Here is a 16916-nt window from a genome sequence, read left to right on the forward strand (position 1 = left end):
CACAGCACCTAAATTGGCACTAACAATCCATCGACACACTATCGAGTTCTCAAAGAACACACCCACAACCAACTTCGACACCCACAGTGTGAGGCCATCCTGGAAGGGATACTTTGTTGTCTTACCGCAAGCTGTCTCGTTTCCGAGGCAACTTTTCAAGCTTACCCGACTCACATCCGGCCCGCAACTCGCCGCATTTCGCGGTCCGTCACCACCCGCGCTGAAACACCCCACTCGAAAGCGGATCTGATTCATAACTTGGGCGGTCAACGTTGTTCCTTCAAGGAAAGACTCCCTGTCGGTGTTACCGGCCCCGGCGACTTGCTCTCCAGTGCCTCACTCGCTGACTCGACAAAAGTTACGGGAACACACTGCGCCACGTCAAATCGCCAGGTCAAGGGCATATTCGGGAATTCATCGCTTGTTCAGTTCACCTCCGGGTACCTCCCGGTGACGATCCGGGCGATGTTCCTCAATGATGCCGACCCGTCATCCCAGTACTTGCTGTGTGCGGCGGTACTGATCCCCGGCCCGTTGTCGGAGGCGAATATCCGAGCTCCGAAACCGCTGTCATGAGGATCAGGCCCGAGCACGACTTCAACGGTGTTGATCCAGTCATTGCTCGCGACGGTCGCCCAAACCCGTTCAGAGTTGGGCCGATCGTCGGGGCCCGTCAGGTTCAGGTCGTTCACGTCGTCGGGACCGCCGAGGCCAGGGCTGGCGACAAACACCAGGTCGTCGACGTTCAGTTCCCGGTCACCACTGGCCGCCTCCGCCGCGACAACCGTCCCGTAGCTGTGGCTGACGATGGTGTTGTGTGACGCAGTGGCGCCCTCGTGAGTCGCGCGCAGCCCGTCCTGCAGATCAACAAGCGGTTGAGCCCCGCGTGCTGCCGGCGCACCGGAGCCGGCCGCGCCGATGTCTTGCGGGGCGTCGTACCCGAACCAGGCGATCGCGGCGGTATCTGTTGTTCCGTGTGGACTGGCGGCCCGGACCATCCGATCCGCACGATCGACTCCCCCACCCATCTTGCTGAGATTGGACCCGGTACCCGGCACATATGTCACGACGTTGGCAGCAGTGTCCGGATTGTTCACCGCGATCGCGCCGTGGCCCTTGGTATCGAGCTGCATCAGATAGCGCTTTTTCCCACCCTCCTCGTCCACGAGCGTTCTCTGCACAGCACCCAGCGCAGCGAGGTTGCGTTCGGCCTGCGCTCGAACCTCCTGCCCCGCATCATCATTGGCGATCACTGCGCGAGCGCGGGTCTCGAGCTCAGCGAGGTATCGGCGGTTGAAATGATCACGGTCGGCAATCGGTATCCCGTCCATGTTCCCGATGTCGCGATTGCTGTTCCACAGCGCAGCCTTCTCGGCTGAGGTCAGGCCGTCCCAGAGTGTCTTGAGCAGATACGGATCGCTGGGCAGTTGGCGTCTGCCGTCAACAAGTTCCTGGACGCCTTCCCGCAACGGGACCGGCGTGGTTGCCCGTTCCGAATTGAGTGCCAGCTCGCCGAGGGTTTTGGCGATCTGAACAGCCAGAGTTGAATCAGCTTGACCTGCTGCGGCCAACGCCTCCATCAACCACGTCTGATGTCCGCCGGCCTTACTGTCCGCCAGCGCCTGTGCGTCGCGGATCGGCAGGTCGGCTGGGATGTCGGTGGGATAGCCGGGCCGGGTGTCGGCCGGCGCCGTGACAGTGCCGTCCTCGGCTACCAGGTATCCGAGCCAGATGATGGAGTTGGCCCGGTCACGAGCGACTCGGCAGGAGTGGACGATGTCGGGTCCGAGCCGGTTGATGTCGTCGGCGATGTCGAGGATGGTGATCGCCAGGCGACTACTGGCTTGGGTTTCCGAATCAGCGCGGGCCTGCGACGCTTCGGCGGCATCTCCGTGCCAGCCCTGCATCGTGGTGGACACGACCCGCGAGATGTCATTCATCCGCGCATCGAATGCGTCAACCGCGGAATCGATCTCCACAGCGGTGTCGGATAGTGATTGCGCGTGGGTCAACCACGTGCGTACCAGCGGCACAGTCGGTTTGCTCATCGCTCACAGCTTCAGCAAACCGGTGATGGAATCCGCGTACTGCTCGTCAGTGATTCCATAGGTTGATCCGGCGAGCGCGTTCTTCTGCGCCAGCGCATCAACGCGGGTGGCCACCGACTCGAGCGCGGACTCGATCTGCCGTTCCGCGGTGGCGCAGGCCGCAGCAACATCAGACCCCGGCATACCCCGCAGCAGATCCGAGAACGCGCTGTGGACATCGATCGCCCGAATACCGCGCGCTGCCGCCCACAGATCTATCGCCAGCGTGACCAGCGCATCACGATCCACCTTGACCACTGTTGCCATCAGATACCCCCAAATCCTCGATGAACGAGGTTGAGGTTATTGACGCTGACTGACCGTCGAGGACTCTCCGGCCGCAATTGCGCAGCCCTTGTGGAATGTCCAACTTGCTGTTGACAAGGGCGACTACGGGCTCGGGAGTTTGGCGCCCATCTTCTCGGAGAACGCTTCTGTGGCTTTCATCGGGCGCAGCATGACGGTGAATTCGTCGATGAGGTGGTCCGGTGTTTCGTGGATGAAGTCGCAGCCCTCGATGTCGAGGCCGTCGACCTTGGCTTTGAACACCAAACCGGTGTAGCCATCGAGTGGTGAATTCAGTTCTCGGACATAGGCGAAGTCCTCGAACGTGTCGAAGGCTGCGCGCAGGATCGTGTGGACGACGTCTCGCCCTTTGTAAGCGTTGAAGGCAACCGGACTGTGAAAGACGACGCGTTCGTCGAGCATGTCTGCGATGTCATCGATCCGGCGCTCTTCGACCGCCGCACGGAAAGCATGCATGTTCCCGAACCTCCTCTGACGCCGCTTAGAGCAGCAGCTTCTTCTGCACCTTACCCATGGCGTTACGGGGTAATTCATCAACTACGCGAATTTCCCTGGGCCGCTTGTGGTTCGAGAGCTCAGTTGCGACCAGTTCGATGAGCTGCGCCTCGTCGACGTCATCTCCGACCACCACGGCGACGATGCGCTGTCCCAGATCGTCGTCGGGTACACCGATCACCGCGACCTCGCGCACGCTCGGATGTCCGAGTAACACGGTCTCGATCTCACCGGCACCGATGCGGTAGCCACCCGATTTGATGAGGTCGATCGAGGCCCGACCGACGATCCGGTGCATCCCGTCCGGATCGATGACGGCAACGTCGCCGGTCGCGAACCAGCCGTCTTCGAGCCATGACTCCGCGGTCGCATCGGGCCTGTTCAGGTACCCCTTCGCCACCATCGGTCCACGAATCTGGAGGTCGCCGATGGTTTCTCCGTCGTGCGGAACGTCGTTGCCCTGGTCATCGCGCAGCCGGGATTCGACACCGGCGATTGGCTGACCGACCCAGCCCGGACGACGTTCACCATCGAATCGGGTGCTGATGGTGATGAGGGTTTCGGTCATCCCGTAGCGCTCGACGATCTCGTGCCCGGTCAATTCCTTGATCTTCGTGAACACCGGGACCGGCAGCGGCGCACTACCGGACACCAACAGGCGGGCCGATGCCAGCGCACGGGCGGACGGCTCGTCGGCGGCGATGCGCGTCCACACCGTCGGGACCCCGAAGTACATGGTTCCCGCTGCGGCCGCGTAGTTCTCGGGCGTCGGTGTAACTGTGTGGACCACGGCGCCACCAACTCTCAGCGGACCGAGGATGCCCAGGATCAGTCCGTGGACGTGGAACAGCGGAAGACCATGCACCAGAACATCATTGAATGTCCACCCCCAGGCGTCCGCGAGTGCGTCGAGACCTGCTGCGATGGCGCGCCGAGTCATCGGAACGCCCTTGGGCAGTCCGGTGGTGCCGGATGTGTACAACACAAACGCCGTCGAATCCGGATGCGGTTCGGGATGACTGTGCCACGAGCGCGCGAACATCCGGACCGGAAGAACCTGCAGACCGCCGGTGTCCTCGGGGGCTGCACCGAGCCAGGCCTGCGCGCCGGAGTCGGTCAGCATGTGCTGCCGTTCGGTCGCACCGGAATCCGGGGGAACCGGCACCACGGCCACACCCGCGATCAGCGCGCCGACCACAGCAACCACGGTCTGCGCTGTGGGCTGCGCCAGGACCGCAATGCACCTGGCGCCGCGAATCCGCTCGGCGACGGAGGTGGCAGCCCCGATGAGGTCGCTGCGCGACAGGACGGTGTCGCCGACTGTGACGACTGCGGGTTCGTCCGCCCGGTTGGTGAGGGAAGCCTGGTTCAACGACGGAAAGAGCATCACCCGACCACTTTGTCATATCGCCAGTCCACGCCCGCTCGGACCGCAAACGCCTCGAATTGTCAGACCTCTTGGGCAGACTGAAGTGATGAATCCTCACCCCGTCACAATCACCGTCACCGGCCGCGCGCAGCGGCGGTTCAAGCCGAACCGGTGCACCGTGCACCTGTCGGTGCACTCTGATGGCAGCACTCGGGAAAAGGCGTCTGAACCGGTGACGGCCGCGGTCAACACCGTCACAGACCTGTTGACCTCGCTCAGCGAGCAACCCGATTCGCCACTGCAGCGATGGTCCCTTGATCAGCTACGTCACGACCGGTACCGGCCGTACCACAGCGAGGCAAAGAAGCGTCCGTGGGTGTATCGATCGACGGCATCGGTCAAAGCGATCTTCAAAGACTTCAGCGCACTGGGCACATTCATCGATGAGGTGTCGGAGATGGATGAGGTCGAGGTCGGCCGGATCAATTGGTGGCTCACCCCCAAGGCCACGGCCAAGCGGACCGCACAGGTTCGCGACCTGGCCGTCCGCAATGCGCTCGCCAAAGCGCAGGGCTACACGCAAGGGCTCGGTTACAGCGAGTTCACTGCGGTGGCGATCGCCGACCCGGGCATGCTCGGCCTCACAACGGGCCGCCATGGATACGACGAATCCCCAATGCCCGTTGCGGCGCGCGTCATGGCTGCGCCCAGTGGATACAACGGAGACGGCGAGGAACGTCAGGTCATCGAACTCGAGCCTGATCGGATCACGCTCTACGCCGACGTCGAAGCTCGATTTGAAGCGGTCAAGACCGAGGTGGAGACCCAATCCTGATGGCATTCTGAACCGATGAGCCCTGAATCGATCAGCACCGGCGGGTCGTTCGCTGTGGTCGAGAAGTCCATCGAGGATCTGCGTCTGGCACTCGAGACAGGCGAGACGACCTGCGTCGAGCTGGTGGGGCGCTACCTCGACCGGATCGATCACTACGACCACCACGGCATCCAATTGAACGCGGTGCCGGTGATGAATCCGGACGCGCTCGACGAGGCACGGGCCGCAGATCGACGGCGTCAGCGTGGCGAGCTCCTCGGGCCACTGGACGGCATCCCGTACACCGCGAAAGACAGTTACAAAGTGCGTGGACTGACCGTCGCGGCCGGCTCGCCGGCGTTCAAAGATCTGATCGCCGGCGACGACGCGTTTGTCATCGCCCAGTTGCGTGCCGGTGGCGCCATTTGCCTGGGGTTGACCACGATGCCACCGATGGCGGCCGGCGGTATGCAGCGCGGACTGTACGGTCGTGCCGAAAGTCCTTACAACGCGGACTTTCTCACGTCGTCGTTCGGTTCGGGTTCGTCGAACGGGTCGGGCACCGCCACAGCGGCAAGCTTCGCCGCGTTTGGTCTCGGCGAAGAGACCTGGTCGTCGGGGCGCGCCCCGGCGTCGCACAATGGCCTAGTCGCGTACACCCCGTCCCGCGGTGTCATCTCGATGCGCGGCTGCTGGCCGCTATACCCGACGATGGATGTTGTTGTCCCGCATACCCGCACGGTCGCCGACATGCTGGAGATTCTTGATGTCATCGTCGATGACGACTGCGAGGCGCGAGGCGACTTCTGGCGGATGCAGCAGGTGGCCACCATCCCCAGGGCCTCGGCAATCCGGCCACCGAGCTACCCCGCACTGGCAGTCGCCGCCGCGGTGCAGGGCAAACGGCTTGCGGTGCCGCGGATGTACATCAACGCCGACGACGCGGGTCGCGATCCGGTGCATACCCGGCAGTCGATCATCGACCGGTGGAACAGCGCCCGCGCTGTGCTCGAATCGCTGGGCGCCACAGTGGTCGAGACCGACTTCCCTGTTGTCGAGAACCACGAAGAAGACCGGCCCGGAGCCAAGAGCATGGTCACCCGCGGATTGGTGCCGCCCGACTACTACGCCTGGGAGATGGAGATCCTGATGATGTGGGGGTGGCACGACTTCCTCGACGCCAATGGTGATCCGAACCTGTCGGCCTTGGCCGATGCCGACGGACCGCAGATCTTCCCCCAGCCCGTCGACGCACTCCCCGACCGATACGAGGTCGAAGACGAAGACTTCTCGATCACCGTCGAACGGGCCCAACTGGGTGTGCCCGCGTTGGAAGATCTCCCCGACCTGCAGCACTCATTGCAGGGCCTGGAGGCCACCCGAAAGCTGGACTTCGAGGACTGGATGCATTCCAATGGCATTGATGCCGTGGTGTTTCCGACCCAATCGGATGTCGGTCCCGCCGACTCCGATGTCAATCCCGACTCCGCCGACATCGCCTGGGCGAACGGTGTGCGCTTCTCCAACGGCAATCTTGCGATCCGGCATTTCGGTATCCCGACCGTCACCGTACCGATGGGTCTGATGGCCGACACCAAGATGCCGATCGGACTGACTTTCGCAGGTAAGGCGTACGCCGACAACCAACTACTGTCGATGGCGTCGGCGTTCGAGGCGGCTGCCGGCCCGAGGCCGGTCCCGCCGCGCACACCCGAACTTTCGTAGCCAACGTAGAAGGGGAGTTCCACCGGAGTCGGTGCGACGCTTGCGCGACTAAAGCGCGCTGAGCGTTTCGGTCATCTGTTTCTGCGTCTCATCGGCGAGGCGTTTGAAGACCAGGGTGAAAACCGGGTCGGACAGCTTTGCGACACCTTTGAATTCGACATGAGCGTGATACGACACCGACGTCTTCGCCGGCCCCTGCGGGTGGATCGATATGTCGTCGACACTGATTGCCGTCTTGTTGACGCCCTCCAGGGTGACGCGATCGGTGTCGTCACGGGTGAGTTTGTATCTCAGATGGGTCTTGATCCCCGCGATCTTCGAGGTGTTGTCCCACTCGGTGCCGAGCACAACCGGCCCGGATCCCACTTGTGTGCATTTCTTCGTTCCAGGGTCCCACTGCTCCGCATTGGCAAAGTCGCGTAGATAGGCGCGAACCTTGTCAACCGGCGCTTCGACCGTGAACGTGCGTTGTATGTCGACCATCCTTCAACGGTAGACGAACCGCCGCGCTATGGCACCTGACCTGCACAGACAGTTTGGTCCGATTCCCCGGAACGTCTCAGACGCATCCGGTGGTTCAGAACCGCCGATGCCGCGGGTCGGTGTTGTCGGCGATCCTGACGATCGACAGAAAGAACTCGAAAATCACGCGGGCGAAGACCACGTAGATCAGCCAGAACAGCGGTACCACGACCAGCGCGGTCAGGATCAACAGAACTCCGACAGGTCCGCCATCCTCTTCACCGAACGCTGCAAATCCGGCGATGAGCGCGCCGAAGAAGTAGACCACGCCAATGATCGAGATCACGACGAGCGAGATCGTGTAGAGCACCGGAATCACCCGGAGTGTGACGAACTGTGTGAACTTGAGGTCGAAGAGAGATATCGCACCGGCAGGGGTGATGGGGAGCAAGTCTGACTATTGAATTACCGAAGACTTTAACTACCTCCGATTCACGGTCAGATGGTCACGTCACCAATCCGGCGACGGCGATCGGCGCGGCGTCGACGGCGTTCGTCGATGTCAAGTGCGTTCAGGGCAGTCAGTTCTCCGGAAAGGCGGACTCCAAGGTCCGGCAAAAAGTCCCGATCGTCGGGATGCGATTCACTCAACACCACATCGACGATGCCCGAGGCATGCAGGTCGGTCGCCCGAATACCTTGCTGCGCAGCCAAATCCGCAGCATGGTCGGTGTCGCGATACACGATCAGACTCGCACCTTCGGGCGGCAACGGCGACAGCCAGGAGTTCTCCATCGCGATCACCCGATCAGCAGGGAACAACGCCAATGCCGCTCCCCCGGCACCCTGCCCCAACAACACCGAGATCGTCGGCACGGTCAACTCAGTCAATTCAGCGATGCAGTGGGCGATCTCGTTGGCCAAACCACCCTCCTCGGCATCCGCCGACAGATCTGCGCCCGGCGTATCGATCACCGTCACCAGCGGAAGGCCCAATCCCTGCGCCAGCCTCATCCCTCGACGCGCCAGGCGGAGATCTGCCGGACCGATCAGTGCACCAGGCACCTGCCGATTCCGGTCCTGACCCACCACAACGGCAGTCTCGCCACCAAAACTGGCCAATGCCAGAATGATTCCGCTGCGAGAGTCACCCTCACCACCACCGGCCAGTTCGATCGACTCCACCGTCGAACGTTTGAGCAGATCACTCACCCCGGGCCGATCAGCGGCACGAGACGCCGTCACCGCATCCCATGCAGCAGCCGCCGACACCGGCGAGCCATCTTCCAACGCTGACTGCGAATCGCCGTCGGGCTTTCGGCCGTCCAGCAGACCTACGATCCGGGACACAGTGGCGCTCAGATCATCCACCCCGACAACAAGATCGATCCACCCGTGCGCCCGCAGGTTCTCCGATACCTGGACACCCGCCGGAAACTCCTCGCCGTAAAGGCCCTCGAAGACACGTGGGCCGAGGAATCCGACCAGCGCACCGGGCTCGGCCAGCGTCACATGACCGAGCGAACCCCACGACGCGAACACCCCACCGGTAGTTGGGTGCCGCAGATACACCAGGTAAGGCAGACGCGCCGCCTTGTGGTCCACGACGGCAGCGGTGATGTTCACCATTTGCAGAAATGCCGGGGTCCCCTCCTGCATCCGAGTACCGCCCGACGCCGGAAGTGCTAGTACGGCAAGTCTTTCGGCGGTGGCCCGCCGGACTGCCCCGACGACACGGCGCCCGGCCTCACGGCCGATCGAGCCACCCAAGAACCCGAACTCGCTCACCACCACCGCGATGCGCTCACCGGACACCGTGGCCTCACCGCAGAGAACCGATTCGTCCAGGCCGGTCTTCTCGCGTGCCCGCGTGATGTCGGCGGCGTACTTCGGGTCGTCGGGCAACGTCGTCAACTCGATATCCCAGGGCTGCCAACTGCCCTCGTCCACCAGCTTTGCCAGTAACTCGACGGCCGCGATCCGCTCCGGTCTACCCGTTACATCGTTCACGCCATCAACGTTAATCCTTCACATCAGAAATTCTGGGCATCGCGCCAACGACACTTATTCTCCGCCTGCGTCGAAGCCTTCCGCCGACCCCCGATCACGCGAATGCTCACCGGCATGAGTTCGAATGCCCGACCCGCACGTTTCGTACAAGCATCGGAGACTTCCACATGAGCAGTACCAACCGATCCGTCGCCATCATCGGGGCCGGTCAAACCGGCATCTCTGCCGCCGTCGGCTTCCTGAATGCCGGCTTCGACGTCACCGTCTACAGCGACCGCAATCAGGCGAGCCTGTTCCGCGATGTGTCGGCCACCGGCACTGCGGTGACCTTCGGCCTCTCGCAGGAATCCGAAGCCGCACTGGGTGTCGACACCTTCGCGGGCCGCGCACCGCAGGTCACCGGCATCAGCGCGCGCACCATCACCGGCAGCGGCCACGACTACACCGAACTTCTCGATTTCGATGCCGACTTCCCCGGGTTCGAGGCCATCGGTGTCGACACGCGTCTCAAGGTGGACGAGCGCATCACCCAGTTCCAGGAAAAGGGAGGCACGTTCATCGTCGAAGAGGTCGATCCGGACCGCCTCGACACGATCGCCGGCCAGTTCGACCTGACGTTGGTCGCCACCGGCAAAGCCGGGCTCGCAAAACTGTTCTCGGTGGACGAGGCCCGTTCTCCGTACAAGAGCCCACAGCGCAGCCTCCTGCTGTTGACTGTCGAGGGCCTCGACCACGGACCCGACGTGTTCGCACACCGCAGTCCGGCCGGCGGCAAGCACCAGGCCTTCAACTTCGCCGATCAGGGTGAGGGCTGGTGGGGCCCGTACCTGCACAAGGACGCCGGACCGTCATGGTCGTTCCTCGGTTGGGCGCAGCCCGGCAGTGAGTGGGAGCGACGCTTCCAGTCGGTCACCGATGCCCACTCGGCGCACAAGGTGGTCATCGACCTGCATCGCGAATACTTCGACTGGGATCTGCCTGAAGTGCTGCGCACGCGTGTCATCGCAGAGGATCCGCATTCGTGGCTGCAGGGTGCCGTCACGCCGACCGTGCGTAACGCACTGGGTCACACCGCAAGTGGACATCGCATCGCTGCGCTCGGCGATACCGCGGTGGCCTACGATCCCATCACCGGTCAGGGAGCACAGAGTGGCTTCATCCAGGCTGCGCAGCTGGTCGCCGCGGCCAAGGACCACGAGGGCGAGTTCGACGACGCCTGGATCACCGAGACCTACAACAAGTTCCTGACCAGCCGGGTCGACGCAGCCAACCTGGCAACCCGAATCTTCCTGCGCGATCCGGTATTCGCCGATTTCGCAGCGGTGCTGTTCCCGGCCGCGGCCACGAATCCGAAGTTCGGTGCCGCACTCTTCGGACTGTTGTCCGACCCGTCGCCCGTCCTGTCGATCAACTCGGTCGACGACGCGAAGGCGCTCATCACCGCGGTGGCCGGCGAGGACGCCGATTCCATCCTGGCGAAGTTCGCTCCGGCCGGCCGATTCTCCCGGTCCAAGCTCGGAGAGCTTGCGGCAGCGCACTGACAGCGACGAGATCGATCAAAGCCCCCGCACGGACCCACGTGCGGTGACAATGGGCCCCGGCATCAGCCTGATGCCGGGGCCCATTGCTATGTCGAACCCGAGTTTCTCCGGTGGCCGTGATCTCACACCGATAGCCTCGTCTCCATGGACTTCGACGATCAGCGCGCCGCACTGGTGAGCGCCGCGCATCGCCTGGCCCGCCGTCGCCTGGTGATCGGCACCGGGGGCAACCTGTCGATCCGCGTCGAGGACCGAGTTCTGGTGACACCCAGCGGTGCCGACCTCGAACAGTTGACCTCGGATCAGCTCGTGGTCACCGACCTCGACGGTGCGGTCGTGGAGGACACGCGGTACACGCCGACGTCCGAACTGCTCCTGCACCTGGAGATCTACCGGTCCACGAGCGCGAAAGCCGTGGCTCATGCCCACCCGGTCGCGTCGATCGCAGTCGCGAACCTCGTCGATGAATTGCCGGCGGTGCATTACACCGCGGCGCTGATCGGTGGCGCTGTGAGGGTGGCACCACATGAGATCTTCGGTACCCAGGAGCTGACAGACGCGGTGACGAAGGCCCTCGTCGAGAAAACCGCCGCGCTGATGCGCAACCATGGATCGGTAGCGTACGGCGACTCGATCGAAACAGCCTGCGAACGAATCGAACTCGTCGAATGGTTGGCCGAGATCTACCTGCGGACCGCAGCGGTCGGAGCAGGTGCCGTCCTGGATCAGGAACAACTCGTCGCGGTGGCGATCGCTGCCGCGCAGCGTGGCTACTCACCGATCAGCAGGAGATGACGATGCAGATCGTGACGTTCGGAGCGCATGTCCTCGACGTTGTGGTGCATCCGGTCGACGAGATCCCGGAAGGCCAAGGTGCGGTGCTGGTTCCGCATATCAGGCTGGTCCCGGCGGGTCCTGCCGGCGGCACAGCGATCACGCTGGCGAAGCTGGGCGCGGCGGTGTCGACTGTCGGCGCGATCGGCCGCGACGACTCCGGCGATCTGCTGACCACGCTCCTGCAGCGGCACGGCGTTGTCACCGAACACCTTGTGCGCGTGGATGATCAACCGACGTCGATGAGTGTGCTGCCCATTCGGAGCAATGGTGACCGGCCGGCGCTGCACATGCCCGGCGCCAACCTCACCTACCCGTTGCACGACGTTCCACTCGATCTGCTCACCAGCGCCGATCACGTGCACATCGGCGCACCGGAACTACTGAATCCGCCTGAGCTGGTGAAGGTGCTGGAAGCGATACACGCTGCCGGGATCACGATCTCGGCCGACATCCTCGCACCGGGCGACCCTGGGGTCCTGGCCTGGATCGATCCGGTACTCCCACACCTGGACTACCTGCTGCCCAACGATGAGCAGGTCCTCGGGTTCACCGGGGCCACCGATCTGCTCGACGGGTGCCGCACCCTCATCGACCGTGGTGTCGGATGCGTGGCGGTCACGGCGGGCGCCGAGGGGGCGTGGGTTGTCACGGCGGCCGCCGCCGACCATGCCGCAGCGACCGCAGTAGAGGTCGTCGACACCAGTGGTTGCGGGGACGCGTTCTCGGCCGGCTTCATCGCCGGCCGGTTGGCAGAGTTCAGTCTGTTGCGATCGGCGCAGCTGGGCTGCGCGGTTGCCGGAGTGGTGGCCACCGGCCTCGGCAGCGATCACGGCGACTACGACTGGGCGTCGCTGACGGCGACACTGCCGGCTGAGCAGTAGCCTCCGGAAATACGCCCTGCTCTGTGGTCAAATTCAATAAATGCACAACTATTCCACGCGGAAATAGAAAACAATCAATAGGACCGATGTGCCCGCACACCAGTTGGTAGTCGGATAACTCTCCGCGAATCGTCCGCATTTGTTCTGATTATCGTCCCGGTCAGCTCCCACCCTCGATCGATGCGACGTGACGTGTGGACGCCAGATCTGGCGCGCACGCGTTTCCTCCGAGCCGAACCGCCGCTTCCGCCGGCATGGGGCCCGTTCGAGACCGACGCAACTGCGGTCCGACCCCCGCCACCAGCAGAGCACTTCCCTGGCTCTACCTGGACATACAGCCGAAACACCGGTCGCCACCGGACTCCGTTTCCCGAGCTCGCCAGGCTGGTATCTCGACGTGCAGCCATCACGACACCCAACTCGCTCATCCGCCAACTTACACGCATAAGTAACTCGTGTGGGACCTTTCGGTCAGATGCGCCCATCCGTCGTTCCATCGACGCCCGACGGCCCTCCGCACAGCCCGAAATACACTCTGGCTAACACCGAATGTGCGTGATAATGTGATTTCCGCTACAGAGGATTGCCGTTTTTCTTCGAGCCCGGAACACGAAAACGCATTCTTTATGTAGTCCGAGCACTCCGCTCGGGGTGCGGACCGTTTCGAATTCCGTCGCAACAGCCGGCGTACGGAATTGTCACGCACCCGGAGTCGCTCACGAGGTTGCCCACTTCCCCGGCCGCGCCAGCGCGAGCCTGCCGCACCCGACACCGCCATCGGCACGTGAACTCAGCCAACCAGTCGAACAGATGGAGAAGTAATGTCGCTTCACACCACCAGCGCATCGTTGTATCCACCGGAAGGACTAGCTCCCCCGAAGGACCGTCGCGGACACGCCGTCGGCGACCTCGGGCTCCCCACCGGCACCCAGGTGTTCTCGGCGGACAATCACATCTCACTCGCCGACGACATCTTCTTCGAGCGCTTCCCTGAGGAACTCCGCGAGAAGGCGCCCCGAGTATGGTACGAGGAGGGCGCTTTCCAGTTGGGACGCAAGGGAAAATCATTTCTCCCCGGCGACTTCAGTCACGTCCTGATGCAGTACGACCCCTTGGTCGGCTCCGGCAGCGCCAACATCGAAGCCCGGCTCGACGAACTGGCCGCGGACGGCGTCTCCAAAGAACTTGCCTTCCCGAATGCCCTTCTGGCACTTCTCTATTACCCCGACCGTGATGTCCGGGAACGCGCGTTCCGGATCTACAACGAATACATCGCCGACCTCCAGGAGCGCTCCGGCGGCCGGTTCTACGGTGTCGGGCTGATCAACTGGTGGGATGCCGCGGGTACCCGTCGCACGCTGGACGAGCTGAAGTCGTTGGGTCTCAAGACGTTCCTGATGCCGCTATCGGCAGGCAAGGATCTCGAGGGCACTCCCATCGACTACGGCAGCACGTCGATGATCCCGGTCTGGGATGCCATCGAGGAGTCCGGTGTCCCGTTGGCACACCACATCGGCGAAGCACCGCTCTCGGCTCCCTGCGAGGTCAATAGCGTCGCGGTCGGCATGATGCACAACGTCGCGCCGTTCCGGGAGATGTTCGGCAAGTACATCTTCAGCGGCATCATCGATCGCCATCCCGGCCTCAAGATCGGCTGGTTCGAAGGGGGCATCAACTGGGTACCGTCTGCCATCCAGGACGCCGAACACCTGCTGGCGTCGTTCCGTCACATGCTGAATCGTCCTGTCGAACATGATGTCCGGCACTACTGGGACAACCACATGAGTGCCTCGTTCATCGTCGACCCGCTGGGTCTGCAGATGATCGAGCAGATCGGAATCGATCACGTCATGTGGTCGTCCGACTATCCGCACAACGAGAGCAGCTTCGGATACTCCGAGAAGTCGATCGCCGCCGTGGTGGAAGCGCTCGGACCCGAGGACGCGGTCAAGGCCGTCAGTACCAACGTGTCGAAGTTCCTGGGCATCTAACAAGAGAGCGACAGCAAACCTTGACATCATCTGTCTTGACCAGCAACAAAACGACATTGAGGGTCCCCGACAAACCCGACCTGGCCCGGATGCGTCGCGAGACCGGTGCCCGGATCCGGGCGGAGATGACCGAGCGCGGGGTCGACGCGCTGATCCTTCTCGGCAACAACGCGGTCGCCTACGCCACCGGCGTGAGCTGGCCGTTGGGTGACGCCGGGTTGTCACACGTCGAACGGCCGGTCGCGGTCATCCTGCCGGACGACGAATGGCCCTACCTGTTCTTGCCCATCCGCGATGGTGCACCGGCAGATTCGGTCTTACCCGACGATCATGTGCTCCCGCCCGTCTACCTCGAGTTCGACGAGGGTGTCGAGACCTTCGCCCGCATCCTGGAAGATCTGGTACCCGCCGACGCGACCTACGCCGTCGACGAGAGCACCGGGGCGATGCTGCGAGCGGCAAAGCGTCTGTTCCCATCTGGTCCACCGCGCGACGCCGCACTCATCATCGGTGCGGCCAAACTCATCAAGACGGTCGATGAGTTGTCGTGCATCAGAAATGCCTGTCGCATAACGGAAGAGGCGATGGCCGAGGTGCAGGCCGCACTCTCACCCGGGATGCGGCAGATCGACCTGTCCGCGGGTTTTGTCCGGCGAGCCTTCGAGCGCGGCGCGACAGCCAACATGCTCGATGCCATCTGGCAGGTGATGCCGTCGAGCAAGGACACCGGGGTGTGGACCACCCACGGCGATCTCGCACTCCCGCTGCTGACCACCGAGCGTGAACTCGCAAAGGGCGACGTCCTCTGGGTCGACGTCAGCATCACGTACTCGGGCTACTGCTCTGATTTCGGACGCACCTGGATCGTCGGACAAGATCCGACAGCGCGCCAGCAGGCCCAGTTCAGGCAGTGGAAGGACCTGGTCACCGCGGTGTTCGAGACACTCCGGCCCGGCGTCACGCTCGAAGATCTCGCCAATGCCGCCATCGCGGCGAACGGTGGAACCAAACCCTGGCTTCCACATTTCTACCTCGGCCACAGCATCGGTACATCCGCAGCCGAAATGCCCATGATCGGAACCGATCTGGGTCCCACCTACGACAAGAACTTCATCCTCAAACCCGGGATGGTGCTTGTACTCGAGCCGGTTGTCTGGGAAGACGGCACCGGCGGCTACCGCAGCGAGGAGATCGTGGTCATCACCGAAGAGGGCTTCGCGCCACTCACCGACTACCCCTACACCCCTTATGGCGACTGAAATCCTGGCCGATGATCGCGCTCTTCGCACCGGACGGCGAGAGCGCGTACTGGCCCAGATGGAGGCGCATGACCTCGACATACTCGTCCTGGGTCGACAGGCCAATGTCCGATACGTCACCGGCGCAACGCAACTGTGGGTAGCCGGTACCCGGCCCTTCGCACCGAACTGTGTCCTGTCCCGGGAGACCGGTGAGATCCATCTGCTCAGTACCTGGGATGAGGGCATTCCCGACGACATCCCGCACGATCACCTCTACGGAATCGCCTGGAACCCGATGAACATCATCGCGGTGCTCAAGGAGATCGACGGCGCTTCAACGGCCCGCAGAGTCGGAATCGACGCTCTCTCACCGGGTTTTGGCGAGCTCCTGCCCCATGCGTTCCCCAACGCCGAGCTGATCGATGCGGAGGTGGCCCTGCGGACCGCGCGTCGGATCAAGACGACTGACGAGATCGCCTCCATCCGAGAGGCATTGGAAATCGCCGAGGTCGGTTTGGCGGCGGCGGTGGCCGAACTCCGACCGGGGGTCAGTGATCAGCGGCTGACGGGTGTCCTCCTGGAGGCGATGGCCGCCGGCGGTGTCAGCACCCCGGCGACCCAGGACGGTGCCTGGGTCACCTCGCGGGACCACCACGGGCGTCGCGCCCCCGGAAGCGGTGACGTCGCCACCGGCGACCTCGTCGCTTTTGCCGCCGGGGTTCTGGACAGGGGCTATACCGGTGAGGTCGGACGCACCTGGCCGGTCGGTGACGTCACCGACGACACCCGCGCCCTGTATCGCCGCTCAGAAGCCCTGCGAGAAGGTCTTTTTGCCGCTTGTCGTCCCGGAGCCCCGGCAGGTGCTCTCCTGTCCGCATATGAGGCGGCCGGCGAGCCGCTGCCCTCCACGCCAGTCGCGCATGGATTGGGCCTGGGCTTCGACCCACCCGTGGTGTCACCGCACCTGCCCGAGACCAATGCGTCGGAACTGCTCGAGCCGGGCATGGTCCTGGCCGTCACGAGTTACGTCTGGACGCAGGGTATCGGCGCGGTCTTCGGTCGCGATGCCGTCCTGATCACCGATCACGGTCCCGAAGTTCTCACCGGCGCTCCCTGGTGGACCGGGTAGATGGCTGGGTACACGGTCGAGCCGAACA

Annotated in this window: 15 protein-coding genes; 8 read left to right on the forward strand and 7 right to left on the reverse strand. The window is 63.3% G+C overall.

Annotated elements, in window-relative coordinates:
* Nucleotides 1-425: 425 nt before the first annotated feature.
* The 4 genes from H290_RS29995 to H290_RS0100020 all read right to left on the reverse strand — a co-directional run bounded on the left by H290_RS29995 (nucleotide 426) and on the right by H290_RS0100020 (nucleotide 4275).
* Nucleotides 426-2048, reverse strand: a complete 1623-nt coding sequence (locus H290_RS29995; RefSeq protein WP_020104689.1) for an alpha/beta hydrolase — start codon at nucleotides 2046-2048, stop codon at nucleotides 426-428.
* A gap of 3 nt (nucleotides 2049-2051) precedes the next feature.
* The gene (locus tag H290_RS27340) at nucleotides 2052-2354 is read right to left on the reverse strand and encodes a hypothetical protein (RefSeq protein ID WP_020104690.1); all 303 of its coding nucleotides are present in this window, start codon (nucleotides 2352-2354) and stop codon (nucleotides 2052-2054) included.
* Between the two features lie 123 nt (nucleotides 2355-2477).
* A complete protein-coding gene (locus tag H290_RS0100015; protein ID WP_020104691.1) occupies nucleotides 2478-2849 on the reverse strand; it encodes a nuclear transport factor 2 family protein in 372 nt (123 codons plus the stop codon).
* 25 nt (nucleotides 2850-2874) lie between these two features.
* Complete coding sequence (locus H290_RS0100020) at nucleotides 2875-4275, reverse strand: acyl-CoA synthetase (RefSeq protein ID WP_020104692.1); 1401 nt, start codon at nucleotides 4273-4275, stop codon at nucleotides 2875-2877.
* 88 nt (nucleotides 4276-4363) lie between these two features.
* Here H290_RS0100020 and H290_RS0100025 point away from each other — a divergent pair, with 88 nt between their 5' ends.
* Entirely contained in the window at nucleotides 4364-5092 is a 729-nt protein-coding gene (locus tag H290_RS0100025) for an SIMPL domain-containing protein (protein ID WP_020104693.1), read from the forward strand.
* Between the two features lie 15 nt (nucleotides 5093-5107).
* Nucleotides 5108-6796, forward strand: coding sequence for an amidase (locus tag H290_RS0100030; protein ID WP_020104694.1), 1689 nt, complete (start codon nucleotides 5108-5110; stop codon nucleotides 6794-6796).
* Between the two features lie 48 nt (nucleotides 6797-6844).
* On the opposite strand, the gene H290_RS0100035 is transcribed toward H290_RS0100030, so the two are convergent.
* The 3 genes from H290_RS0100035 to H290_RS0100045 form a co-directional block, all read right to left on the reverse strand.
* Complete coding sequence (locus tag H290_RS0100035) at nucleotides 6845-7279, reverse strand: SRPBCC family protein (RefSeq protein ID WP_020104695.1); 435 nt, start codon at nucleotides 7277-7279, stop codon at nucleotides 6845-6847.
* A 94-nt stretch (nucleotides 7280-7373) separates the two neighbouring features.
* Nucleotides 7374-7709, reverse strand: coding sequence for a DUF4282 domain-containing protein (locus tag H290_RS27345; RefSeq protein ID WP_020104696.1), 336 nt, complete (start codon nucleotides 7707-7709; stop codon nucleotides 7374-7376).
* Nucleotides 7710-7756: 47 nt separating this feature from the next.
* The gene (locus tag H290_RS0100045; RefSeq protein ID WP_020104697.1) at nucleotides 7757-9268 is read right to left on the reverse strand and encodes a carboxyl transferase domain-containing protein; all 1512 of its coding nucleotides are present in this window, start codon (nucleotides 9266-9268) and stop codon (nucleotides 7757-7759) included.
* Nucleotides 9269-9435: 167 nt separating this feature from the next.
* Here H290_RS0100045 and H290_RS0100050 point away from each other — a divergent pair, with 167 nt between their 5' ends.
* The 6 genes from H290_RS0100050 to H290_RS0100075 all read left to right on the forward strand — a co-directional run bounded on the left by H290_RS0100050 (nucleotide 9436) and on the right by H290_RS0100075 (nucleotide 16888).
* Nucleotides 9436-10809, forward strand: coding sequence for a styrene monooxygenase/indole monooxygenase family protein (locus H290_RS0100050; protein WP_020104698.1), 1374 nt, complete (start codon nucleotides 9436-9438; stop codon nucleotides 10807-10809).
* Between the two features lie 144 nt (nucleotides 10810-10953).
* The gene (locus H290_RS0100055) at nucleotides 10954-11604 is read left to right on the forward strand and encodes a class II aldolase/adducin family protein (RefSeq protein ID WP_020104699.1); all 651 of its coding nucleotides are present in this window, start codon (nucleotides 10954-10956) and stop codon (nucleotides 11602-11604) included.
* Nucleotides 11605-11606: 2 nt separating this feature from the next.
* A complete protein-coding gene (locus tag H290_RS0100060; RefSeq protein WP_155976643.1) occupies nucleotides 11607-12527 on the forward strand; it encodes a carbohydrate kinase family protein in 921 nt (306 codons plus the stop codon).
* 821 nt (nucleotides 12528-13348) lie between these two features.
* Nucleotides 13349-14518: an amidohydrolase family protein gene (locus H290_RS0100065; protein ID WP_020104701.1), complete on the forward strand. Its 1170-nt coding sequence runs from the start codon at nucleotides 13349-13351 to the stop codon at nucleotides 14516-14518.
* 89 nt (nucleotides 14519-14607) lie between these two features.
* Nucleotides 14608-15777: a Xaa-Pro peptidase family protein gene (locus H290_RS0100070; RefSeq protein ID WP_081631468.1), complete on the forward strand. Its 1170-nt coding sequence runs from the start codon at nucleotides 14608-14610 to the stop codon at nucleotides 15775-15777.
* On the forward strand, nucleotides 15767-16888 hold the full coding sequence (locus H290_RS0100075; protein ID WP_020104703.1) for a Xaa-Pro peptidase family protein: 1122 nt from the start codon (nucleotides 15767-15769) through the stop codon (nucleotides 16886-16888). The genes H290_RS0100070 and H290_RS0100075 overlap by 11 nt, the downstream gene beginning before the upstream one ends.
* The last annotated feature ends 28 nt before the right edge of the window (nucleotides 16889-16916 follow it).

The sequence above is a fragment of the Nocardia sp. 348MFTsu5.1 genome (genome assembly GCF_000383535.1).
Lineage (GTDB): Bacteria > Actinomycetota > Actinomycetes > Mycobacteriales > Mycobacteriaceae > Williamsia > Williamsia faeni.